Annotated in this window: 22 protein-coding genes; 16 read left to right on the top strand and 6 right to left on the bottom strand. The window is 33.8% G+C overall.

The features are described from left to right. The first annotated feature begins 129 nt into the window (after positions 1 to 129). The 11 genes from Q1A01_RS20720 (at position 130) to Q1A01_RS20670 (ending at position 13,425) form a co-directional block, all read left to right on the top strand. Positions 130 to 2,505 carry a TonB-dependent receptor gene (locus tag Q1A01_RS20720; RefSeq protein WP_299684703.1) on the top strand — a complete coding sequence of 792 codons (2,376 nt, stop codon included), beginning with the start codon at positions 130 to 132 and terminating at the stop codon, positions 2,503 to 2,505. A gap of 46 nt (positions 2,506 to 2,551) precedes the next feature. Continuing rightward, positions 2,552 to 3,445 (top strand): DUF4249 family protein, encoded by an 894-nt coding sequence (locus tag Q1A01_RS20715; RefSeq protein WP_299684701.1) that lies wholly within the window; start codon positions 2,552 to 2,554, stop codon positions 3,443 to 3,445. Positions 3,446 to 3,460: 15 nt separating this feature from the next. Further along, entirely contained in the window at positions 3,461 to 3,928 is a 468-nt protein-coding gene (locus Q1A01_RS20710; RefSeq protein WP_299684699.1) for a hypothetical protein, read from the top strand. Between the two features lie 179 nt (positions 3,929 to 4,107). Further along, entirely contained in the window at positions 4,108 to 4,716 is a 609-nt protein-coding gene (gene udk / locus Q1A01_RS20705; protein ID WP_299684697.1) for a uridine kinase, read from the top strand. 22 nt (positions 4,717 to 4,738) lie between these two features. Next, on the top strand, positions 4,739 to 5,071 hold the full coding sequence (locus Q1A01_RS20700) for a septum formation initiator family protein (protein ID WP_299684695.1): 333 nt from the start codon (positions 4,739 to 4,741) through the stop codon (positions 5,069 to 5,071). Further along, positions 5,058 to 6,425, top strand: coding sequence for a methylmalonyl-CoA mutase subunit beta (locus Q1A01_RS20695; protein WP_299684693.1), 1,368 nt, complete (start codon positions 5,058 to 5,060; stop codon positions 6,423 to 6,425). The genes Q1A01_RS20700 and Q1A01_RS20695 overlap by 14 nt, the downstream gene beginning before the upstream one ends. Positions 6,426 to 6,449: 24 nt before the next feature. Then, positions 6,450 to 7,028, top strand: a complete 579-nt coding sequence (locus Q1A01_RS20690; RefSeq protein WP_299684691.1) for a hypothetical protein — start codon at positions 6,450 to 6,452, stop codon at positions 7,026 to 7,028. Further along, positions 7,028 to 9,163, top strand: coding sequence for a methylmalonyl-CoA mutase (gene scpA, locus Q1A01_RS20685; protein WP_299684689.1), 2,136 nt, complete (start codon positions 7,028 to 7,030; stop codon positions 9,161 to 9,163). Before Q1A01_RS20690 ends, scpA begins: the two co-directional genes overlap by 1 nt. 276 nt (positions 9,164 to 9,439) lie before the next feature. Further along, a complete protein-coding gene (locus tag Q1A01_RS20680) occupies positions 9,440 to 10,936 on the top strand; it encodes a hypothetical protein (RefSeq protein ID WP_299684687.1) in 1,497 nt (498 codons plus the stop codon). Between the two features lie 129 nt (positions 10,937 to 11,065). Further along, positions 11,066 to 12,505: an MBOAT family O-acyltransferase gene (locus Q1A01_RS20675; protein ID WP_299684685.1), complete on the top strand. Its 1,440-nt coding sequence runs from the start codon at positions 11,066 to 11,068 to the stop codon at positions 12,503 to 12,505. A gap of 35 nt (positions 12,506 to 12,540) precedes the next feature. Beyond that, positions 12,541 to 13,425, top strand: a complete 885-nt coding sequence (locus tag Q1A01_RS20670; protein ID WP_299684683.1) for a hypothetical protein — start codon at positions 12,541 to 12,543, stop codon at positions 13,423 to 13,425. Between the two features lie 13 nt (positions 13,426 to 13,438). Here Q1A01_RS20670 and Q1A01_RS20665 read toward each other — a convergent pair whose 3' ends face one another. Next, positions 13,439 to 14,278 (bottom strand): 1,4-dihydroxy-2-naphthoyl-CoA synthase, encoded by an 840-nt coding sequence (locus Q1A01_RS20665; RefSeq protein WP_299684681.1) that lies wholly within the window; start codon positions 14,276 to 14,278, stop codon positions 13,439 to 13,441. A 47-nt stretch (positions 14,279 to 14,325) separates the two neighbouring features. Here Q1A01_RS20665 and Q1A01_RS20660 point away from each other — a divergent pair, with 47 nt between their 5' ends. From Q1A01_RS20660 to Q1A01_RS20650, 3 genes are all read left to right on the top strand, one after another. Continuing rightward, positions 14,326 to 15,459: a C1 family peptidase gene (locus Q1A01_RS20660; RefSeq protein WP_299684679.1), complete on the top strand. Its 1,134-nt coding sequence runs from the start codon at positions 14,326 to 14,328 to the stop codon at positions 15,457 to 15,459. Between the two features lie 143 nt (positions 15,460 to 15,602). Next, positions 15,603 to 16,019 carry a hypothetical protein gene (locus Q1A01_RS20655; protein WP_299684677.1) on the top strand — a complete coding sequence of 139 codons (417 nt, stop codon included), beginning with the start codon at positions 15,603 to 15,605 and terminating at the stop codon, positions 16,017 to 16,019. 128 nt (positions 16,020 to 16,147) lie between these two features. Continuing rightward, positions 16,148 to 16,570 (top strand): hypothetical protein, encoded by a 423-nt coding sequence (locus Q1A01_RS20650; protein ID WP_299684675.1) that lies wholly within the window; start codon positions 16,148 to 16,150, stop codon positions 16,568 to 16,570. Positions 16,571 to 16,578: 8 nt separating this feature from the next. Here the strand turns inward: Q1A01_RS20650 and Q1A01_RS20645 are convergent, their stop codons facing one another. The 5 genes from Q1A01_RS20645 to Q1A01_RS20625 all read right to left on the bottom strand — a co-directional run bounded on the left by Q1A01_RS20645 (position 16,579) and on the right by Q1A01_RS20625 (position 21,275). Continuing rightward, positions 16,579 to 17,412 carry a S1-like domain-containing RNA-binding protein gene (locus Q1A01_RS20645; protein WP_299684673.1) on the bottom strand — a complete coding sequence of 278 codons (834 nt, stop codon included), beginning with the start codon at positions 17,410 to 17,412 and terminating at the stop codon, positions 16,579 to 16,581. A 105-nt stretch (positions 17,413 to 17,517) separates the two neighbouring features. After that, positions 17,518 to 17,859: a DUF2853 family protein gene (locus tag Q1A01_RS20640; protein ID WP_299684671.1), complete on the bottom strand. Its 342-nt coding sequence runs from the start codon at positions 17,857 to 17,859 to the stop codon at positions 17,518 to 17,520. Positions 17,860 to 17,937: 78 nt separating this feature from the next. Further along, entirely contained in the window at positions 17,938 to 19,656 is a 1,719-nt protein-coding gene (gene menD / locus Q1A01_RS20635) for a 2-succinyl-5-enolpyruvyl-6-hydroxy-3-cyclohexene-1-carboxylic-acid synthase (RefSeq protein ID WP_299684669.1), read from the bottom strand. 78 nt (positions 19,657 to 19,734) lie between these two features. Beyond that, entirely contained in the window at positions 19,735 to 20,853 is a 1,119-nt protein-coding gene (locus tag Q1A01_RS20630) for a chorismate-binding protein (RefSeq protein ID WP_299684667.1), read from the bottom strand. Beyond that, the gene (locus Q1A01_RS20625) at positions 20,853 to 21,275 is read right to left on the bottom strand and encodes a hotdog fold thioesterase (protein WP_299684665.1); all 423 of its coding nucleotides are present in this window, start codon (positions 21,273 to 21,275) and stop codon (positions 20,853 to 20,855) included. Before Q1A01_RS20625 ends, Q1A01_RS20630 begins: the two co-directional genes overlap by 1 nt. An 86-nt stretch (positions 21,276 to 21,361) precedes the next feature. On the opposite strand from Q1A01_RS20625, the gene Q1A01_RS20620 reads away from it, so the two are divergent. Beyond that, entirely contained in the window at positions 21,362 to 21,940 is a 579-nt protein-coding gene (locus Q1A01_RS20620) for a GNAT family protein (protein ID WP_299684663.1), read from the top strand. A 36-nt stretch (positions 21,941 to 21,976) separates the two neighbouring features. Next, positions 21,977 to 22,627 carry an esterase gene (locus Q1A01_RS20615; protein WP_299684661.1) on the top strand — a complete coding sequence of 217 codons (651 nt, stop codon included), beginning with the start codon at positions 21,977 to 21,979 and terminating at the stop codon, positions 22,625 to 22,627. Positions 22,628 to 22,665: the final 38 nt, after the last annotated feature.

Below are 22,665 nucleotides of genomic sequence, written 5' to 3'. Positions count from 1 at the left end.
ATTATATTTATAGAGATTCAATAGAAACACAACGAAAAACTCAAAAATTCTTACCTAAAATAAGGTTTTCGCTTTTTTAACATAGCTTTTCAGAAATTGATATTAGATTTACTTCAAATCCTTTTTTTTATGAAAAAAAGCATACTCCTTATTTTTATATTCTTTGTAGGAATAAGTACTTCTCTTTGCCAAGAAAAATTCACGCTTAGTGGTACTATATCTGATAGTTCAAGTAATGAAACCCTCATAGGGGTAAATGTTTTATTTCCAGAACTTTCTAATGGTGCTGTTACAAATTCATACGGCTTTTATTCTATTACGCTACCCAAAGGAACTTATCAAATTATTATAAGCTACTTAGGATATAAAGATATCGTAGAGACTATCGTATTCGATAAAGATATTCGAAAAGACATTCAACTTACACTAGCTACAGAATCTCTGGATGAAGTAGTGATTGAAGAGAAAGTAGAGCGCGTAAACATTAGAAAACCGCAAATGAGCGTCAATTCTCTATCTGCAGAAACCATTAAACGTATCCCTGTTGTATTAGGAGAAGCTGATGTTATAAAATCCATCCTTTTATTGCCTGGTGTTACAAGTGCTGGAGAAGCAGCCTCAGGTTTTAATGTACGTGGTGGTGCAGCAGATCAAAATTTAATACTATTAGATGAAGCTATTATTTTTAACTCTTCACATTTATTTGGATTGTTCTCTGTATTTAATCCAGATGCCATTAAAGATTTAAAATTATACAAAGGAGGAATTCCAGCGAGATTTGGAGGAAGAGTTTCATCAGTACTAGACATCTATCAAAAAGAAGGAAACAGCAAGCAATTTAAAGCCAATGGAGGAATAGGGCTTATCTCTAGCAGATTACTTCTGGAAGGCCCTATTAAAAAAGAGAAAGGGGCTTTTCTTGTAGGCGGACGTTCTTCGTATGCCAATTTATTCCTTCCACTATTTGATATAGAAAATAGGGCTTCCTTTTTTGACCTTAATACAAAACTCAATTATAAAATTAACGACAATAACAGCATCTACTTATCAGGATATTTTGGTAGAGATGACTTTAGCATTAGTGATAGTTTTTCAAATAATTATGGAAATGCCGTGGGAAACTTTAGATGGACGCATCTTTTTTCAGACAAGCTTTTTTCAAATTTATCTATTATTTACAGTGACTATTTTTATGGCCTTGACTTAGATTTTGTAGGTTTTACTTGGGATTCTGGAATTACGAATATAAATCTCAAATATGATTTAAAACATTATATCAATGATAAAATTCAAGTCAACTATGGTATCAATAATGTATACTATTCGTTTAATCCTGGAAAAATAGAACCCAACAGTGAAGAATCAGGTATTGTAGAAGATCAGCTTACAAAGAATTTTGCCAATGAATTTGCTGCCTATGTAGACGTCGAGCATAAAATTACAGATAAATTAAATCTACAATATGGTTTGCGCTGGAGTAATTTTATACGATTAGGACAAGACGAAGTAAATGTATACAGAGACGATAATCCCGTAGTGTTTGATCCCTTCTTATTATTGTACCAAGGTGCTGAAATTATAGGTGTAGATACTTCGTTTAGTCGTAGCGACAAATTAGCCACTTTTAACACATTAGAACCAAGGTTTGCATTGTCCTATGCATTTGATGACGACACTTCTATAAAAGCGAGTTACACCTATTTAGCACAGTACATTCATCTACTATCCAATACCAGTTCTCCTACACCATTAGATGTCTGGACACCAAGTGGTCAATTTGTAGACCCACAATTATCAGATCAATATGCTATTGGATTCTTTAAAAACATAAAAGAAGATGCCTATACTATAGAAACAGAAGCTTTTTTCAAGTCAATCGATAATCGTATAGATTATATAGATGGTGCAGATCTTATTGCAAACGATGCTATAGAACAAGTAATTTTAAGTGGTGAAGCTAGAGCCTACGGACTCGAATTCTTATTTCGTAAAAATGAAGGTAAGCTTACAGGTTGGTTAGCTTATACTTTATCAAAGTCAGAACAACGCACACCTGGTAGAAATGAAAATGAAGTAGGAATTAATCTTGGCCAATGGTACAATACTCCTTATGATAAAACGCATGACATTTCTGTAAATGCTAATTATGAACTTAGTGATAAGTGGCGTTTTGGAGGTAACTTTATATACCAAACTGGACAACCTACCAATTTTCCTGTAGGGCAATTTGAATTTCAAGGAATTGTAATACCTACCTATGGATTTAGAAACGAACAACGTTTACCAGATTTTCATCGCATAGATCTATCTGCTACGTTCACCCCTAAAAAAAACAAAGGCAGAAGGTGGCAGTCTGAATGGGTATTTAGTATCTATAACATCTACAATAGAAGAAATGCAGCGTCTATTAATTTTAGGCAAAATCAAGAAACCAGAATGAATGAAGCCGTTCGTACGTCAATTTTTGGAGCCATTCCTTCTGTAACGTATAATTTTAAATTTTAATCGTATTTCATACGCTTTCGCGAAAGCGTATAAAAAAACATATCCTATGAAAAAAACACTTTTATATATACTAATCATAAGTGCATTTGCTAGCTGTGAAGATGTAGTAGATGTAGATCTTGATTCTGAACCTCCACGCTTAGTGGTAGATGCATTAATACGTGTAGATACCTCAGAAGAGCTTACTGAGGCAAACATTAGAGTATCACTCACCTCTTCTTTTTTTGGAGAAATACAACCCGCAGAAATAGAAAGTATGCAAATTCAAAATGAAGAAAATGGTAGTTTTGTCCCTTATGAGCCTGTACCCGGAGAACCTGGATTATTCAGGCCATTCCCAACCACAGTATCGCCAGTAATAGATAATAAAATTCTAACGAGCTTTCTTACCAATCCAGAGCCTGTATATATTTTTAGTATTAACTACCAAGACGAACTCTATTTAGCAAGAACTTCCTTTATTCCCACAACCCCTATAGATAATATTGTTCAGGGAGAAGACACCTTATTTGATGAAGATGACACCGAAGTTATTATCTCTTTTACAGACGAACCAAATAGAGAAGATTTTTATGTATTTGACTTTGATTTTGGGGAGTTTCTTACCGTAGAAGACACCTTCTTTGAAGGGCAAGATTTTGAGTTTTCTTATTTTTATGAAGGTGATGATTTTCTATTGGAACCTGGTCAAGAGGTTAACATCAGCATTCTAGGAGCCGACGAACCTTTTTATAATTATATGGAACAACTCATTACTCAAAGTGATTTAGGAGGTAATGGTCCTTTCCAAGTTCCTGTATCTACCGTACGAGGAAATATACTAAATGCTGAAGGAATCGATAATATAGACATCTTTAACAATGTAGACAGACCTGATAGTTTTGCATTGGGGTATTTTGCCATTGTCCAAGAATTTCAAAATACAATTGTTATTGAGTGATTGCGTTATACAATCATGAAAATACGTTTTTATTTACTTTTTATTTTAATATGCGTAAGTAGTTGTCGTTCATCAGAAAGATCTATCATAAAAAAAGATTGTGATCGTTTTGGTTGTATTGATGTTTATAGATATCTAGCTATCAGCACTGCTCCTTTTTCAATCACTGAAGATGCCTTTTGGTTTCGAGTAAATGTACTTCACGAACATGCTAAAATTACGTTACACAACTTATTTAATGAAGAGTTTATAGAGGCTATACGATCAAAAAAGAAAATCTCTAGAGATAAAGGGTTACATGACAACTTCGATTATGCTTTCATTACTCGAAAAGAAAAAGATACTATATATGCAGATTTCCATAGAAATTTATGGACAATCAAAATAAATGGAACTTTTGAGTACTATAAAGATGAAAATGAAGAATTAGAAATTACATTTCAGCAGTATTCAGGTTTTTTTTCAGACTGCTGGGTTTATTAATCTAGTAAACTACATCGGAGCAAGCCCACAAGGCATTTATACGAAACTGAATTTTAATTTCAAGGCAAGTCTCGGGGTATTAAACCCTTTGGCGGTGCCAATAAATAAACAACTTTCAAACCCAGTTTATTGAACACTGCATTTGTTTTTTCTACCTTTGACATAAAATAATCTCATCCATGCTTATTATAGGAATAGGAGGCGGTACCGGAAGTGGAAAAACAACTGTTGTAAATAAAATCATTTCTGAAAACCCCGAAAGCGAAGTAACAATCATTTCTCAAGATTCATACTATAAGGATCTTTCGCATCTTGATTATGAATCCAGAACAAAGGTAAACTTTGATCACCCTAATTCTATAGACTTTCAACTACTCTGTACACACCTTGCACAATTACGTGAAGGGAATGCTATAGAACAACCCGTGTATTCATTTGTAGAACATAACAGAACTGATGAAACGGTGACAACACATCCTAAAAAAGTCATTGTAGTAGAAGGTATTTTAATTCTTACAGATCCTGCGATACGTGATTTATTTGATATTAAAATATTTGTGCATGCTGATAGTGATGAACGTCTAATACGCCGTTTAAAGCGTGATATAGCAGAGCGTGGGCGTGATCTGGAAGAAGTATTAAACCGTTATCAAAACACGCTTAAACCAATGCATCAACAATTCATTGAGCCTACAAAAGAGTTTGCAGATATGATTATCCCAAATAATCGTTATAATACTGTGGCTGTAGATATTGTACGTACAATAATAAATGAGCGCTTATCGTAAGCGTTTTAGTATCTTCGTAATTATGGGATTGAAATCATTAAAAAATAAAAAATGGTTTAAAATTATAAGTAACAAATATGTACTTATACTTCTCATTTTTGTAATCTGGATGTTTTGGTTTGACGGGAACTCCTGGCTTATTCATAATGAACTTAATGGCGACATTGACAAGCTTAAAGGAAATCAAGAACATTTTGAAACCAAAATACGAGAAGATCAAGCTCAAATTAAAAAACTCGAAGATAGTGCTGGTATGGAACGTTTTGCACGTGAAGAATACCTAATGAAAAAATCTGACGAAGAGATTTATATAATAGAATACGAAGATAGTATCAAGACAAATGACAAAGAATAAACTCTTTACCAATTTTGACCCTGTGTCTTCTAAAGCCTATAAGCAAAAAATACAATTTGACCTTAAAGGCGCTTCTTACAATGACACCCTTGTGTGGCATAGTAATGAAGGAATAGATATCAAACCATTTTATCATAGGGATGAAGTAGCAAATTTTCCAGAAGTACCTGGAACACCTAGCACATGGTATATAGGAGAAGATATATTTATACAGGAGACTAATAAAGCAGCACAAATAGCAAATGATTGCCTAGCATCAGGTACAGAAGTGCTCTATTTTAATGCAGATGCACCCTTTGATGCGCAACAGTTTTTTAAAATACTCAACACCGCAGAAGCGCCTATCTATTTTAGATTAGGCTTTCTAGATGAAAACTTCTATCAAGAAATCATTAAAGAAGCTGGAGATCGTACCGTATTTTTAAATATAGACCTCATCCAGCACCTTGCAGAAGATGGTAATTGGTTTCATAACTTAAAAGAAGATCATCAAATTCTTGATCGTATTTTACAAAAAGAAACCCATACCCTATCTATAGATATTGATTTGTATCAAAATGCTGGAGCAAATATGGTACAGCAACTTGCCTATGGAATGGCACATGCCAATGAGTACTTAATGCACTTAGAAGCCATGAACGTTTCATTACCTTCTCTTACTTTTCAAGTTGCCGTTGGTTCCAACTACTTTTTCGAAATTGCAAAACTTCGCGCTTTACGCCAATTAATTGCTGTTTTGATACAAGAGTACGCTTTCGCGAAAGCGGCCACAACTCATATTATAGCAAGACCAACACGCCGTAATAAAACTATCTATGATTACAATACCAATATGCTACGTACTACAACCGAAGCGATGAGTGCTGTATTAGGTGGAGCAGATACTGTGATTAATATGCCTTATGATTATATCTATCATAAAACCAATGATTTTGGACAACGTATTTCTCGTAATCAATTAATCATTCTAAAAAAAGAAAGTTATTTTGATGCCGTAAGTAATCCCTCAGATGGAACGTATTACATAGAAGCTATCACAAAACAATTAGCCGAAAAAGCACTAGCACTTTTTAAAGATATAGAACAACAAGGTGGATTTCTAAAACAACTTAAAGAAGGAACCATACAACGTAAAATCAAAGAAAGCGCTCAAAAGGAACAAACACAATTTGATACCCAAGAAAAGATTCTTTTAGGTACCAATAAGCATCCCAATCCTAATGATCGCATGAAAGATGCATTAGAATTGTACCCTTTTGTAAAAATAAACCCCAGAAAAACACTTATTCAACCTATCATAAGACAACGTCTGTCTGAAAAGATAGAACAAGAACGTCTTAAAACTGAAGTATAATTTTCAAAATCTAAAATGCACATTATGAAAAAAATTGTTTTTTTAATTCTAACAACAGTCATCCTTACAAGTTGTGAACAGAAAGCTAAATTCGATTTTAAATTTGCAGATCAAGAACAAGTTATTTCTTGCTCTGAAGACTATAATGCTTTATTAAATGAAGCTTTATACAGTTTTGAAAATGATCTGTATACAAAGTATGACTCTATTAATAAAAGCAAAACAAAAGCATATGGTGCTTTTATATATAGAGGTATGGATGGATCAGCAAAGTATGATGAGATCATGACCGAAAACACCCACCCACTCGTACAAAAGCTGATTGCTGAAAATATTCTCATCAAAGATAAAGCACCTAGCCATCTTAACTATGAACATCCAGCGGTGCAGTGTGTCGTAAATAATATCAAAGACGAAGAATTAAAAAACACCATTCAAGCACTTATTGATACAAAAACAATGAATCCAAAGTTATTTAATTCACGTTTTAGAAATTTTGGACGTAATGCAGATAAAGATCGCTACCTCGCTTTATTTATAGGATTAGATGGATATTACCAACAGATTCTTAATATAATGCCGCAAGAATTACCTACATACTAATGAATAGAAAGAAGTTTGACCATATTACCTTAGATGTTTTAACAACAGCTGCTTCAAATACAGCTGCTAATGAAACAACACCTACTGCAGAGACTATAGATCTTAAAAAGTTATATAATAAAGAAGATATTACTCACTTAGAACATCTAGACTTTGTTGCTGGTATTGCTCCAAACTTAAGAGGTCCGTACAGTACGATGTATGTTCGTAGGCCATGGACTATCCGACAATATGCAGGGTTTTCTACTGCCGAGGATAGTAATGCTTTTTACCGTCGTAATCTTGCTGCTGGACAAAAAGGGCTTTCTGTAGCCTTCGATCTTGCTACTCATAGAGGGTATGATAGTGACCACGAACGTGTGGTGGGCGATGTAGGAAAAGCAGGAGTTGCTATAGACTCTGTTGAAGACATGAAAATACTATTTGATCAAATACCATTAGATCAAATGTCTGTTTCTATGACAATGAATGGTGCGGTACTCCCTATCATGGCATTTTATATTGTCGCTGCAGAAGAACAAGGAGTTGCCACTGAAAAACTCTCAGGCACCATACAAAACGATATCTTGAAGGAGTTTATGGTTCGTAACACCTATATATACCCTCCTACACCTTCTATGCGCATTATCTCAGATATTTTTGAATACACCTCTAAAGAGATGCCTAAATTCAATTCTATTTCTATTTCTGGATATCATATGCAAGAAGCAGGAGCTACTTGTGATATCGAATTAGCCTACACCTTAGCTGATGGGTTGGAATATATACGCACGGGATTAAAAGCAGGAATGGATATTGATACATTTGCACCTCGCTTATCTTTTTTCTGGGCCATAGGCATGAATCACTTTATGGAAGTAGCTAAAATGCGTGCTGCACGTATGCTATGGTCAAAACTAGTAGCGCAATTCAACCCTAAAAATCCAAAATCATTAGCATTACGAACGCATTGTCAAACCAGTGGATGGAGTCTTACAGAACAAGACCCTTTCAACAATGTGGCCCGAACATGTATAGAAGCGACGGCAGCAGCCTTTGGTGGCACACAAAGCTTACATACCAATGCTCTAGATGAAGCCATTGCATTACCTACAGATTTTTCTGCACGTATTGCTCGTAATACACAAATATACCTACAAACAGAGACCGAAATCACTCGCACTGTAGATCCTTGGGCAGGAAGTTATTATGTAGAGTCGCTTACAGACGCTATTGCACATAAAGCTTGGGAACTCATTCAAGAAGTAGAAGATTTAGGAGGCATGACCAAAGCCATAGAAGCCGGTATTCCTAAATTACGTATAGAAGAAGCTGCTGCTCGTAAACAAGCACGTATTGATAGTGGACAAGATATTATTGTAGGAGTTAATAAATACCGCCCTACAGAAGAAGAGTTTCTTGATATTCTTGAAGTAGACAACACAAAAGTTCGTGATGGCCAATTAGCAAGATTACAAAGTATTAAAGAACAACGCGATACAGAAAAGGTAACACAAGCACTTTCAGCTCTCACTGAAGCTGCTCGGTCTGGAGAAGATAATTTATTAGCATTAGCCGTCAATGCCGCACGCGAACGCGCTACACTTGGTGAAATTTCAGACGCCTTAGAAAAAGTGTATGGTAGACATAAAGCAACGATAAAATCATTTAGTGGCGTGTATAGCAAAGAAATTAAAAAAGATCCCGCTTTCGCGAAAGCACAACAATTAGCTAACCAATTTGCCGAGTTAGATGGTCGTCGTCCTCGTATTATGATTGCAAAAATGGGACAAGATGGCCATGACCGAGGTGCAAAAGTAGTTGCTACAGGATATGCAGATATTGGTTTTGATGTAGACATTGGTCCTTTATTTCAAACACCTAAGGAAGCTGCCAAGCAAGCTATGGAAAATGATGTACATATTCTAGGAGTATCTTCACTCGCTGCAGGTCATAAAACACTAGTCCCAAAAGTAATCGAAGAGCTTACTGCATTAGGACGTCCAGATATCATGGTTATTGTAGGAGGGGTAATCCCACAACAAGATTATCAGTTTCTATTTGATGCAGGTGCTGTAGCTGTTTTTGGACCAGGCACCAAAATAAGTGAAGCCGCTATTGGACTATTAGATATTATGATAGAACACCTATCATAAAGAGAATTACAAAAACAGGTATTTCTACCTGTTTTATAATCATAGCATATTTCTATTTTTGCAATAGTAATAGGAATGTGTAATCCTTGGGGGAGGTTTATACGTACACCCTAACTCTTCACTTCTTATATACTATAATTATATATACTTTATTTTATAGCTAGTTTATCTTTATAAAAACACAAAAAACAATGAACTATAAAATACTGGATCTATGATATATAAATAAAAAAAAGTACTTTAGCGCTTGAAACTATTAACCTATTCTTAATTACCATGAAAAAATTATCCGTATTTGCTTTTATTATGATGCTATGTATAGCATGTAGTGTAGAAGAAGAAACAACGCTTGACGAAGGAACAAACCTTGAAGTAGCACTAGAAAACTACAAAGGAATTTTCACTACTGCAGATGGTCAAAACAGAGGAGTACTTGACGTGACTCTATCTGAAGATGAGCGTTCTGCTAGCGGTAGTCTTACACTTGCTACTGGAGAAATCATTGATATTTTCACAAATCAAATAACAGATTTAGGAAATATAAAGCAGATGACATTTACATCTAATGACCTTTCTTTTACAATGACTACAGGAGAAGAAGGTGAAACTTTAGATTTAGGTACTGTTACTTTTAGAGGTTTAGAAAGCTCTATTACAGCAGGAAGAAGTACAGAGAGAGCACCTTTAAGTCCTATTTTAGGGTCTTTCACATGTATCGATTGTCCAGCGCCTTTAGATAATATGATGGTACAATCTTTTAACATCATGGTTTCTAACCCTGATATGAGTGGAAACTCTACTATAACATCACAAACTACACTTGGAGGAACTGTCTACAATGGAGTTGCTACACAATCTGGATGTGTTATAAATGGAGACCAAACTACATGTAATTTAAATAGTGGAACTGTACCAGGTATGGTAGGTACTGCTTTTAATCCTGGCGGTGGTCCTGTTACTTGGAGTGGAACACATACATTTGACAATGGCCCTACAGGAGGTGATGATTGTTCTACAATGTCAGGAACTTGGACATGGAATTCTAGTACATTAGGAACCGTGGGAGGTGATTTCTTTAGTAACTCAACTGGTGATTGTGCTCCTCCTCCAACAACTTTACTATTTGAAAATTTTGAAACTGTATCTGGAACTCCTTCAAGTACTGGATATATACTACGTGATGAATTTCCTACCTCACCAGACTTTGGAGTAATAGTTGAAGATATTTCTGAATCTATCTCTCAAGAAGATTATGTTGGTCGTGTTGCATTATCAAATTTAGCGGCTGGGAATAATAGTTTTGCAGGTTTTCAAGGAGATCGTTTTTTTGGAGTAAATGATACTGATGGCGTAGGATCTTACAACACTAGTACAGATTTTATTTCTATAAATTGGAATGATGTATCTACTATGGGATTCAGTACGATTACCGTAAGTGCCCTTTTTGCAGAAGGCGCGCCAGTATCTTGGGATGGATTTGGTAATACTTCAGAATTACGAGTAGAATATTCATTTGATAGTGGAGCTACTTGGACTCCAGTATTCTCTATATCTCCAACAACGGCAACAAGTAATACTCCTGCAGGTTTTGATCCTGAAAATGATGGTGTAGGAGATGACACTATAGTACTTGGCAATAATTTTAGAGAATTATCAGGGTCATTTGCAAACCCAGGATCAGCTCCTACAGTAAGCATACGTTTCTTTATAGAACATCTTACGGGTACTGATGAAGATGTTGCATTTGATAATGTAACTATCTCTGGAAATTAAGAACATTTTTTCTTTAACATATATAAAGGCTATCAAAATTTTGATAGCCTTTATTTTTTACATAAGTAAAAGCTAGACGCTTTATCATTCTATTTTTTATATTGCGCTGACTAATTATAAGAAACCCCTGTGTTATTTAACTCCTTTGATTTTGGATTGTTTTTACCTATTGTCTTTATCCTTTATTGGATACTGAGCAGTAAACGTATACAAGGTCAAAATGCAGTATTACTAATTGCTAGTTATTTCTTTTATGGGGTTTGGGATTGGCGTTTCTTACTACTTATTATTGCAAGCTCTCTTGTAGATTTTTATGCTGGAAAATATATTGCTAAAGCAAAAACGAAACAACAAAAACAACGCTGGTTATATAGTAGTCTTAGCTGGAACCTAGGTGTTTTATTTGTTTTTAAGTATTATAATTTTTTCTTAGACAATTTAAAATCACTTTTTGAGCTTCCTGAAAATACTTTTACAACATTAGATATTATTATTCCTGTTGGGCTTAGTTTTTATACCTTCCAAACGATTGGATATACTATAGATGTATATCGTAAAAAAATTGAACCATCACAAGATATTTTAAAATTCTTATGTTTTGTGAGTTTCTTTCCGCAACTTGTAGCAGGTCCTATAGAACGTGCTAGCAAGTTATTACCTCAGTTTAGTAAAGAGCGTTCTTTTAGCTATGATAAAGCAAAAGATGGTTTACGCCAATTACTATGGGGACTCTTTAAAAAGATTGTTGTCGCAGACAATATAGGTGTTGCTGTGTTTGCTATTTATAATCACCCAGAGAACTATGGGTCGATTACTATTATTTATGGCGCTTTCTTATTCTTATTTCAATTATATGCAGACTTTTCTGGGTATTCAGATATTGCTATAGGAACAGCTAAGCTTTTTGGTTTTGATTTAAGTACAAATTTTAAGCTTCCATACTTAGCAAATAGCGTTACTGGTTTCTGGAGAAGGTGGCATATCACCTTATCAAAATGGTTTCAGGATTATGTCTATGTCCCACTAGCTCGAGGAAAAGTATTAGGTTATTTTTCAAAATCATCCCAAAAAGTAATCGCTTTACTTATTACTATGGGATTAATTGGTTTATGGCATGGCGCTAACTGGACCTACCTTGCTTTTGGTTTATTACATGGTATTCTTATTGTAATAGAAGGAACTACCATAGTAAGTAAAGGCAAAAAAGTAAAGTTACATCAATGGTTAGAAACAGGTGTTTTTTGGTCTAAGTTTTATACCGTAACCTTCTTGGTAGTCTCTTTGATTTTTTTTCGCGCAAGCACCATAGAAAAAGCGATTGTAATGCTTAAAGAAATTATTACGCAGAATATAGCGTTTTATAATTTTGATTTCATTATTGGTAAAAAGATAGTATTTCTAGTGATTATGATTATTGCAGAAGTTTGGAAAAAACAATACACGCATCCGTTTATGAAGTTAGAAGGTACATTTCCTAAAATAGTCCGATGGGGTATTTATTATTTCTTGATATTTGCGATTATTAGATATGGAAGACCTCAAGAAGAATTTATTTATTTTCAGTTTTAATGATTAAAAAATTTATCATACAAATCTGTATATTTTTGATTCCCGTAATCATAGGATATGCTATTGTTGAGAATTATACCCGGAATTTGCCATTAACTCCAAAAATAAAATCTGATTTTTATAAAAAAAACAAAGATGATATTGAAGTTTTAGTTTTGGGAGCTTCTCAAAGTAGGGATGCTGTTAATCCTGAATTTTTATCAAGAAAAACTCTAAACCTAGCATTCCCTGATCAGGATTATTATGTAAGTTCCAAACTATTAGAACAAGTAAGTCCAACACTTCCTGCTTTAAAAACAGTGATCATACCAATCACATATGGTCATTTTGAAACTGCTCCAAATCAAAAAGAGACATGGAAAAATAGTATGTATCGTCATTACTTTGGAACTACAGTATCAGAAGAGTTTACTTATTTTAAAGATAATTTTTTATATATCAGTTTCCCTAATTACTACTCTATAAAAATAAGTGACCATAGAAATGGAAGAAATAAAACCGACTTTAATACGTATGGTTACAATCTAGATGTTACGACGTCACATTTTAACAGATTAAAATATGACAGTCTTGCAATAAAAGAAAGTCCAGTACATATAACTCCGTCTCAAGAGAGTCCGCGTTTAGTTTCTGAAAACGCAGAAAAACTTGAAACCATATTAGCGTATTGCAAAAAACAGAACTACCAAATAATCCTTATAGAAACCCCTACGACAGATCTCTTTAAACAACAAAGAATACCAGAAGTCCTTTATAGAAAGGATAGTATTCTAGCAACTGTAAAATCTAATTATAATATAGATTATATGGATGCAAATCTATTCAACGAATATTCCTTAAATGATCATAGAGATAACAATCACTTAAGTCCGCAAGGAGCTGAAAAATTTACGAAACGTCTTGATAAAATAATACACTAATACTATTGATATATCAAGGAATCCACTTTTTATCAAAATTAGGAGCTCGTTTTTCTAAAAATGCATTTCTCCCTTCTTTTGCCTCATCTGTCATATAGGCTAATCTTGTAGCTTCTCCAGCAAATACTTGCTGTCCAACCATGCCATCATCAGTAAGGTTCATTGCAAATTTGAGCATTTTTATAGAGATAGGAGATTTAGCTAGTATTTCTTGCGCCCATTCATAAGCAGTACTTTCTAATTCATCATGAGGAATCACAGCATTTACCATGCCCATTTCATAAGCTTCTTGTGCAGAATAATTACGTCCTAAGAAAAAGATTTCTCTTGCTTTTTTTTGTCCTACCATTTTTGCCAAATACGCAGATCCATACCCTCCATCAAAGCTCGTCACATCTGCATCTGTTTGTTTAAAAATAGCATGTTCTTTACTTGCTAATGTTAAATCACACACTACATGCAAACTATGTCCACCTCCTACTGCCCATCCCGGCACTACAGCAATTACAGCTTTAGGCATAAAACGAATTAATCGCTGTACTTCTAGGATATTGAGTCTATGATACCCATCTTCTCCTACATAGCCTTCTTTACCTCTTGCATTTTGATCTCCGCCACTACAAAAACTATATACTCCATCTTTTGTAGAGGGTCCTTCTGCAGAAAGTAATACAACACCTATAGAGGTATCTTCATTTGCATCATAAAATGCATCGTATAACTCGCTCGTTGTTTTAGGGCGGAATGCATTACGTACATTAGGTCTATTAAAAGCTATTCTAGCTACGCCATTACTCTTTTTATAGGTGATATCTGTATATTCTTTAGCCGTTTTCCAGTCAATAGTTATCATAAATGGTATTTTAGCGTAAAAATAACCCTTTATTCGTATTCATAGAAATGAAAAAGTTCACCTTTTATATTATTCTTGTTTTTGCTTTCGCGAAAGCGGGATTAGCTCAAGAAACAAACGCTGCATATATTTTTACAGATCTTATTGATTTAGAAGCTAACGAAGTGATAAGTCAAGGAAATACAGGTACTTGTTGGAGTTTTTCTACCTCATCCTTTTTAGAAAGTGAAGTATACCGTATTACTAGAAAAAAAGTAGATCTTTCTGAAATGTATACGGTGCGTACCACCTACCCAATGAAAGCTGAAAACTATGTGATGCGCCAAGGGAAAGCACAGTTTAGTGAAGGTGGATTAGCACACGATGTACTCAATAGTGTTGCTCAATTTGGTCTTGTACCAATAGATGCATATACTGGGCTTGCTCCTACTGAAAATAAACATAATCATGCAGAAATGGTGACTGTTATAGAAGCAATGCTTAATGCTTATATAGAAAACCCAGGACGTAGATTAAGTAAAAAATGGAAACCTGCTGTAAATGCTGTTTTGGACACCTATTTAGGTGATAAAATTGATAATTTTTCTTTTGAAAATAAACAATATACACCTAAAGAGTTTGCTACTGCAATGGGAATTAAACCAAGTGAATATGTTTCGCTCACCTCATTTACACATGTGCCATTTTATACTTCATTTATTTTAAACATTCCTGATAACTTTTCTAATGGATCATTTTACAATATACAGCTTGATGAATTTATTAAAAGTATAGATAATGCATTAGAAAAAGGATATACACTTACCTTAGATTGTGATGTAAGTGAGTTATCATTTTCTTCAAAGCAAGGCGTTGCAGTCATACCTGCTCAAAAAGAAAATGAAAAGCTTGCTGTATTAGGCCCAGAAGAAGAAAAAGTAATCACCCAAAAATATCGTCAAGATGAATTTGAAAATTACAATACTACAGATGATCATCTAATGCATATTACCGGAAAAGCAAAAGATCAGAACGGAACTATCTATTATAAAGTAAAAAATTCTTGGGGAACAAACCCTGATCGCACAGCGTATAACGGTTACGTATATATGAGTGTTTCATATATAAAATTAAAAGCTATTTCTGTACTGATGCATAGAGGTGGATTACCTTCTTCCATTTCTGAAAAAATAAAACTTTAAAACAAAAGTATTTTAAACCCACTCTTTTAAAACACTTAATCGACAAAAAAGGTATTTTTATCGATTATCCGAAACATTATTTACTATGCGCGCATAGTAAATAATAATGCATGCTACCTTTGTAACCTAATAAATATTGGGGTATGTATTTAGAAAACTCGGTTATAAATAAAGAAGTAAAAAAAATTCATAAACTACCACAAGGTACTATTTATGTGTTTGAGAATTTTTTAGTTTCAGAATTCAAAGAAGGTGTTATTATAGATTTTGACTGTTTCGTTCAAATCTATCATTATCTAAACTCATATAGTGAAAACAAGCGGTTTTTTGGATATATTTCAAATAGAGTTCATAAATACACTGTAAAAGTGACCGATTTTATGAAAACAAAGTCATTGACTCAAAAATTCTATCCAACAGTAGTTGTCACTTATGATGAAGAAGGTAAAAACACTTTTAAATTTGAAAAACAAGTAAATAATTGTCAAGCCATTTTATGTGAATCTTTAGATAAAGCAGTTCATCACTTAACAAGAAATTTTCAGAAAATTTCGATATAAGGATGAGAAGTTAATTTACTTCATTTATACAAGGAAGAGTTACCATTATTTCATCTCTAACAAAAACGTGTTAAAGTTGGTTTGATATTTGATGTAAATCCTTAGATTGCTATTAAAATAGTCTTACTATGAAAAAAATTCTTTTTTTACTACTTTTTCTTCCTATAATAAGTTTTAGTCAAGGACTAGATTTTGAGACTACAAACTTTGAAATAAAAGCGGTAACGCTTACAAATACTACTCGAAGCTTACTTTCATACGATCTTAAAAATGAAGAAGTCCCCACTAAAATAAAAAAGTTTGATACGCGTTCAAGACAAGAAATCTATAATGCGAGTCAGTCCTTTATTTATACAGTAAGAAGTAATTTTAAAGCAAAAAACAAAAAAAATCCAGTGATCACAATAGCTCCCTTAGGTGATAATGATAGATACGCATTTGGTGATAATGGTACCGAAGTAAAAAATATAGCGTATAAACCATCAACTGGGGGTACTATTTTTTCTGCTTACTGCGCAGGTGTCTATGCAGCAAATAATGCTCGGAATTAGTAGCTTAATTAAGCTACACTATGAATACCATCTTCTTTAATAAGAATCTTTCGGTCTCTATAAAGCGTTCCGATTGCTTTTTTAAAGCTCTTTTTACTAAGTCCTAATTGAGATTGAATATCTTCAGGAGCAGATTTATCATGCAAAGGTAAAAAACCATCATTTGCCATGAGTTCTTCATAAATATATTGCGCATTAGGCTCTATACTCTTATAGCCTTCTTCTTGAAGCACAATATCAATCTTTCCATCGGGTCTAATTTTCTTTACCCATCCTTCTAATTGATCTCCTGTGCGTATATCTTCAAAGATATCTTCCTTATAAATAAGACCTCTATACTTAGAATTTACGATTGCATTAGCACCGCGATCTGTAATATGAGAGATTAATATAGCTACTTTATCAAATTTCTTAACATCAACTTGATCATTGGATAAATATTTTATAGTCTTACTAGTTGCTGCAAGTCTATTGGTTTTTTGATCAAGGTACATGTATACGATATACCAACTTCCTACTTTCATAGGTCTAGCCTGTTGCGCAAAAGGAACGAAAAGTTCTTTCTCTAAACCCCAATCTAGAAATGCTCCAATTTTTGAAACAGTTGTACATCTTAGATATCCAAAACCATTAAGTTCTATATAAGGTTTTAATGTAGTTGCTACTGGACGCTCTTCATGGTCAAGATAAACATACACATCTAATTCATCCCATATTTTATATTCGGCTGGAACATATTTATTAGGTAATAATACATCATCCCCTTCTTCATTTGATAAAAAGAGACCTGGTTCTGTCTCTCTATCTATTCTCATTCTATGGTACTTTCCTATTTCTAACATATCATACAAATAAGGTGCAAAAATACAATTACTTCTATCAAAAAAACGCTTTAACTATATATTATAGTTAAAGCGTTTAAATAGATTGGTTAGTTAAGTAATCTATTAATTATATACTGATTCTTTTTTAAAGTGCTTTGTAAGCATATAGTATACAACTGCACGGTATTTATTACGATTAGATTTACCGTATGTTTCCAATACGCTAGCAATAGCGCTATCTAATTCTGGTCCGTCACTAAGTCCTAATTTTTTAACTAAAAAATTATTTTTTACCGTAGCGAGTTCACTCTCATCACTTCCTGATACCGTTGCAGCATCAGCATTATAAATTGATGGTCCACAACCGATAGTTACTTTTGTAAGAAGATCCATGTCAGGAGTCATTCCACACTTGTTTTTTAAGTCATCTGCATATTTTGCGATGAGATCGTCTCTTTTGCTCATAATGATAAAGTTACTTTTTGGTTTAAAATTTAATGTTCTTAAAGATAAAATATTTTCCAATACTTAACCAATAATTTTTTATTTGATGTGTTTAAAGTAATTTAACAGCACTTCATCGTTAATTTTGCGCGGTGTGAAGATTTCTAGTAATGAAGGTTTATCATTCAATGCATATAATTGATCTTTTGCAAAAACACATTCTTCTTCATTAGTGGCTGTTAAATAGTTAAACCCGTACATAGCACATAATTCTTTTGCTGTTAATTGATGTGTTGTTTCAAAAAAAGTATCAAAATCATCGGTGTTTTTGTCTCTATTTGGTAAAATCCTAAAAATGCCTCCTCCACTATTATTAATGACTATAATTTTAAAGTTTTTGGGTATATAATCATTCCATAATGCATTACTATCGTAAAAGAAGCTCAAATCTCCCGTAATAAATGTTGTAGGTTGCTTGGTAGCTACAGCAGCTCCAATAGCTGTACTGGTACTTCCGTCAATACCACTTGTTCCCCTATTACAATATACTTTTAGCGTCTTATTGATATCAAATAATTGTGCATATCGTACTGCACTACTATTTCCAATTTGTAATATAGAGTTATTAGGAATTGAAGACAATACATGATCAAATGCTTTAAAATCGCACCATGACATTTGGGTTATATAGGTGGTATGTAACATATCTCGTTTAGAACGAATGGATAACCAATCTTCCTTATAAGTACTTACATTCTGTTGTAGTTTCGGGATGATACTTTTAAAAAAAGTAGTAGGTGTAATTTCAAAATGTTTATTTAAACAAAAATATGTATCATACGCCTTCTTAACGTCTATATGCCAATGATGTTTAGGTTGATAATTACGCAAAAAGGCTTTTATCTTTTTTGATATTACCATGCCTCCAAACGTTAATAAGATATCTGGTTGTAATTGTTTAAAACCATCGTCATCCAAAGATCCTATCATATTATCAATACGCGTAAAAAAGTCTGGATGCTCTATATTTGAAGTTGTTTCTGTAAAAACTATCAATGAAGCATCTTTCCCCAACCAATTGATAATTTCTTGATCTAATACATGAGGTGGATTAACACCTACTAATATCATTTTACGTGAAGCACTATTCCATATATCAGCATAAGGTTGTAATACTGTATCTGTAATTTCTTGTTCTGTAGGACGTGGAGCAACTTGGATAGGAGTTACGGTTTGTTCGTCCACCATTTCATAAAGAGGCTCATAAAAAGGGACATTAATATGCACAGGACCACTATGTTCGATAGCCATATTGAGTGCTTTATTAATTTCTTGTTCATTATGACGTCTACTCTCTACTATTTTTTGCTTGAGATGTATATCTGTTATGGTTTCAACAGGGACAATTTCCGAATATAAATTTGCAGAGTACATAATGTGATTTTCAAACACATTTTTCTGTCGTATGGTTTGTCCATCACCTATGTCAATGCGCTCTACAGGTCTATCGGCACTTATAACTACCAATGGGATATCACTGTAAAAAGCTTCGGCTATTGCTGGATAATAATTAAGTAATGCACTTCCTGAAGTACACACAAGCGCTACAGGTTTTCTAGTTTGTTGTGCAATCCCTAAACCAAAAAATGCAGCGCAGCGCTCATCTACAATGCTATATGCTTTTATAGCTGCATTTTTAGTAAATTCTATCGTTAATGGTGCATTACGCGATCCTGGCGAAATAACCACTTGAGTTATTTCTTTACTCAAGCAAAGACTAACGATAGATTGTGCAACTGGTATTTTAGAGTGCTTCATTTTGTTATGTAAAAATACGACTCTCTACTGATAAATCAACATAATATCTTATCACGAAATATGAATGTATAATTTCGATTAAAACAACACCTTACCCATGGTTTCAAGTTTATGCCTAGTCTCCTCCCATTCATCTTCAGGAATACTTGCCGATGTAATACCTCCTCCTACATAAATTTGAATACCTGCGGCTGTATGTTCCATACAACGTAAATTCACAAAAAGATGTGTGCTCTTTTTAATACTTCTATACGCTAGATTCTCTACATTGCGTCTTGATGTAGCTCGACTAGACTCGTTTTTTAGATTAAGTTCTCCTAAAAAACCTGTGTAATAAGAGCGGTCATAGTTTTCATTTTTAATAATAAATTCTTTTGCATCCTCTACCGGAAGTCCGCATACTGCTGGTGTAGGGTGTAATGCGTTAATGACCTCTTTTAAAGGAACAGCAGTTTCATCTATTTTTCCAGAAATAGGAGTCTTTAAATGCAATAAATTTCCAGCTTTATGATTTTCTATTTCCCCTATAAACAATTCTTTTATAAATGGATCCAATCGAGAAGCTATAGTATCTGTCACCAATTGTTGTTCTTCTTTTTCTTTAGTTCCCCACGTAACGTTAGACGCCGTATATCGTTGTGTCCCTGCAAGTGACATTGTATGTAGCGTTCTGTTTTTTATTTCTAGGAGTGTTTCTGGGGTAGCACCTAACCATAACCCAATTTTTGGGTGATACCATATGTATACAAAAGCAGCACTATACGCATGCAATAACTTTTTAAAAACAGCAATGGGGTCTGTCAATGCATTTGGAAACGTACGCTTTCGCGAAAGCACAACCTTCTTTAAACCACCTTCATTTATTTTTAATATTCCTTTTTGAACTAATTCAAGATGTTGTTGCTCATGAAAAACTTCTTCCTGTGGAAGTACTACTTCTGATATATCCTGTATATTTTCTGTAACACTATATGCGCAATTTATATTATAAGTATCAGGAATAATGACACTTTTTTTTGTGTTATCAAAAGGAGCAAATACAAATCCACTTTCAATAAAATCAAGGCTGTAGTGTATGTGATCATCTTCTTGATAGAAGCCTTGGAGTAGTTTGCTATTTGGCTTTCTATAAGCTACAAAAGGAAGTGCGTCGTCAAATTGTTGGGTAATATGTTCAAAAAAAGAAGTGTCTGTCATTATTTTTTAGGCAATGCTATTGTAGTGAGTTTTACTTTAGAAATTAGCATATCTTCTTCATCTACAACATCTATATTCCAGAGTTGTGTAGTACGTCCCTTATGAATAAATGTAGCTTTAGCATACACCATTCCATCACGTTTACTTTTTACGTGATTTGCAGATATTTCGATACCGCGTACATACATATGTTCTCCATCTAAAAACATAAAACTAGCGGCACTACCTACACTTTCTGCCAGAGCAACCATAGCTCCACCATGTAATACCCCATCTGGTTGATGCACTCTAGGAGTAACTGGCATTTGTGCCACAAGATAATCTTCTCCAAAATCAATATACTTGATTTCTAGTGTTTCCATCAAAGTGTTTTTACAACTTTGAGCAAGTCTTTCAAGTATTTGTTCTTTAGTCAAATTCATTGGCGTATTTTTATATAAATCTTATTTTGACTTTTCTTATTTCCTAAAAAACAAAAGTCAAAATAAGTTTAACGAAGATACGATATATGAAAGCAAAGACCTTAGAAAATAAACGTGCAAAATTACTCCCTCTTGAACCTTTTCATTATAGAGATTTGCTCCCCCTTTCTAAACAAGTAGATTTATACCAATTCGGATCATCAGACATTTCTACGCCTAAAAAATTAAAAAAATATATGAGGGAAGCCTTTGATAAAAAGGGACAAGGGTTGGCGTTACCTTTTATTATCTATGATAAGAAATTAGAGCGTTTTGCAGGAAGTACTCGTTTTGGGAATGTCGACAAAAAGAATAAAGTAGTACATATAGGATGGACGTGGTTAGGTGATGATTTTCGCGGAAGCGGTTTAAACCATCATATCAAATACCTAATGCTTCATTATGCATTTGAAAAACTCTATTACGAAAAAGTAGAATTCCGAATTGATGAACGCAACGCACGCTCTAGACGTGCTGTCGAAAAAATAGGTGGTATTCTAGAAGGTGTCTTACGTAAGAATATAATCACAAAAGAAGATTTTAGACGTAGTTCTGCTTGTTATGGTATTTTAAAAGAAGAATGGTTTGAGATTAAAGAAACGATTTTTAAGGATATTAGTAACTAATTAATATAGTTCAGTATGCTTTCGCGAAAATAAACCATGATGACAGAAAATCAGATTACATACACACATACAAATACCTATACAACACTTAACTCCATTACAAACTCGACCAAAAATGTCTGGTTAGTTTTTCATGGCATGGGCTATCTTACGAAATATTTCATAAAACATTTTGAAGGACTCAACAAAGAAGAAAACTACATTATCGCACCTCAAGCTCCTAGTAAATACTATCAAGACAAACGTTTTAAATATGTAGGTGCTAGTTGGCTCACCAAAGAAAATACAGCTTTAGAGAAAGAGAATGTACTTGCATATATAGATGCTGTTTGGCAAACAGAATCAAAAAAATGGGAAGGACAATCTATAAACCTCACCTTAATGGGGTATTCCCAAGGGGTTTCTATCGTAACACGATGGGCAAGTAGTAGAAAAATAGACTGTAAACACATGCTTTTACATTCTGGTGCCATCCCGCATGAACTGACACCAGCCAATTTTGAGTACCTCTCTCCTACTACTATAATCACATATCTCTATGGAGATAAAGATGAGTATATCAATGAGGCTCGTAAAACAGAACAGCAATTAAAAGGTACTGCTCTTTTTGGAGATAGGCTTCAAGTGCAAGTTTTTGATGGGATACATGAAGTGAATGAAACGTTTATTAATGATTTAATAAAATAATCATACGACTAAAACACGTATTAATACGGTCATAAAAC

It is taken from the genome of uncultured Dokdonia sp. (assembly GCF_947492815.1).
Lineage (GTDB): Bacteria > Bacteroidota > Bacteroidia > Flavobacteriales > Flavobacteriaceae > Dokdonia.
This window is presented reverse-complemented; position numbering and strand designations above follow the sequence as displayed.

What these genes read in the sequence shown, in the direction of transcription:
- Q1A01_RS20720 (WP_299684703.1), top strand. Translation starts at nt 130, where the DNA reads ATGAAAAAAAGCATACTCCTTATTTTTATATTCTTTGTAGGAATAAGT.
- Q1A01_RS20715 (WP_299684701.1), top strand. Translation starts at nt 2,552, where the DNA reads ATGAAAAAAACACTTTTATATATACTAATCATAAGTGCATTTGCTAGC.
- Q1A01_RS20710 (WP_299684699.1), top strand. Translation starts at nt 3,461, where the DNA reads ATGAAAATACGTTTTTATTTACTTTTTATTTTAATATGCGTAAGTAGT.
- udk (WP_299684697.1), top strand. Translation starts at nt 4,108, where the DNA reads ATGCTTATTATAGGAATAGGAGGCGGTACCGGAAGTGGAAAAACAACT.
- Q1A01_RS20700 (WP_299684695.1), top strand. Translation starts at nt 4,739, where the DNA reads ATGGGATTGAAATCATTAAAAAATAAAAAATGGTTTAAAATTATAAGT.
- Q1A01_RS20695 (WP_299684693.1), top strand. Translation starts at nt 5,058, where the DNA reads ATGACAAAGAATAAACTCTTTACCAATTTTGACCCTGTGTCTTCTAAA.
- Q1A01_RS20690 (WP_299684691.1), top strand. Translation starts at nt 6,450, where the DNA reads ATGAAAAAAATTGTTTTTTTAATTCTAACAACAGTCATCCTTACAAGT.
- scpA (WP_299684689.1), top strand. Translation starts at nt 7,028, where the DNA reads ATGAATAGAAAGAAGTTTGACCATATTACCTTAGATGTTTTAACAACA.
- Q1A01_RS20680 (WP_299684687.1), top strand. Translation starts at nt 9,440, where the DNA reads ATGAAAAAATTATCCGTATTTGCTTTTATTATGATGCTATGTATAGCA.
- Q1A01_RS20665 (WP_299684681.1), bottom strand. Translation starts at nt 14,278, where the DNA reads ATGATAACTATTGACTGGAAAACGGCTAAAGAATATACAGATATCACC.
- Q1A01_RS20660 (WP_299684679.1), top strand. Translation starts at nt 14,326, where the DNA reads ATGAAAAAGTTCACCTTTTATATTATTCTTGTTTTTGCTTTCGCGAAA.
- Q1A01_RS20655 (WP_299684677.1), top strand. Translation starts at nt 15,603, where the DNA reads ATGTATTTAGAAAACTCGGTTATAAATAAAGAAGTAAAAAAAATTCAT.
- Q1A01_RS20650 (WP_299684675.1), top strand. Translation starts at nt 16,148, where the DNA reads ATGAAAAAAATTCTTTTTTTACTACTTTTTCTTCCTATAATAAGTTTT.
- Q1A01_RS20645 (WP_299684673.1), bottom strand. Translation starts at nt 17,412, where the DNA reads ATGTTAGAAATAGGAAAGTACCATAGAATGAGAATAGATAGAGAGACA.
- Q1A01_RS20640 (WP_299684671.1), bottom strand. Translation starts at nt 17,859, where the DNA reads ATGAGCAAAAGAGACGATCTCATCGCAAAATATGCAGATGACTTAAAA.
- menD (WP_299684669.1), bottom strand. Translation starts at nt 19,656, where the DNA reads ATGAAGCACTCTAAAATACCAGTTGCACAATCTATCGTTAGTCTTTGC.
- Q1A01_RS20630 (WP_299684667.1), bottom strand. Translation starts at nt 20,853, where the DNA reads ATGACAGACACTTCTTTTTTTGAACATATTACCCAACAATTTGACGAC.
- Q1A01_RS20625 (WP_299684665.1), bottom strand. Translation starts at nt 21,275, where the DNA reads ATGAATTTGACTAAAGAACAAATACTTGAAAGACTTGCTCAAAGTTGT.
- Q1A01_RS20620 (WP_299684663.1), top strand. Translation starts at nt 21,362, where the DNA reads ATGAAAGCAAAGACCTTAGAAAATAAACGTGCAAAATTACTCCCTCTT.
- Q1A01_RS20615 (WP_299684661.1), top strand. Translation starts at nt 21,977, where the DNA reads ATGATGACAGAAAATCAGATTACATACACACATACAAATACCTATACA.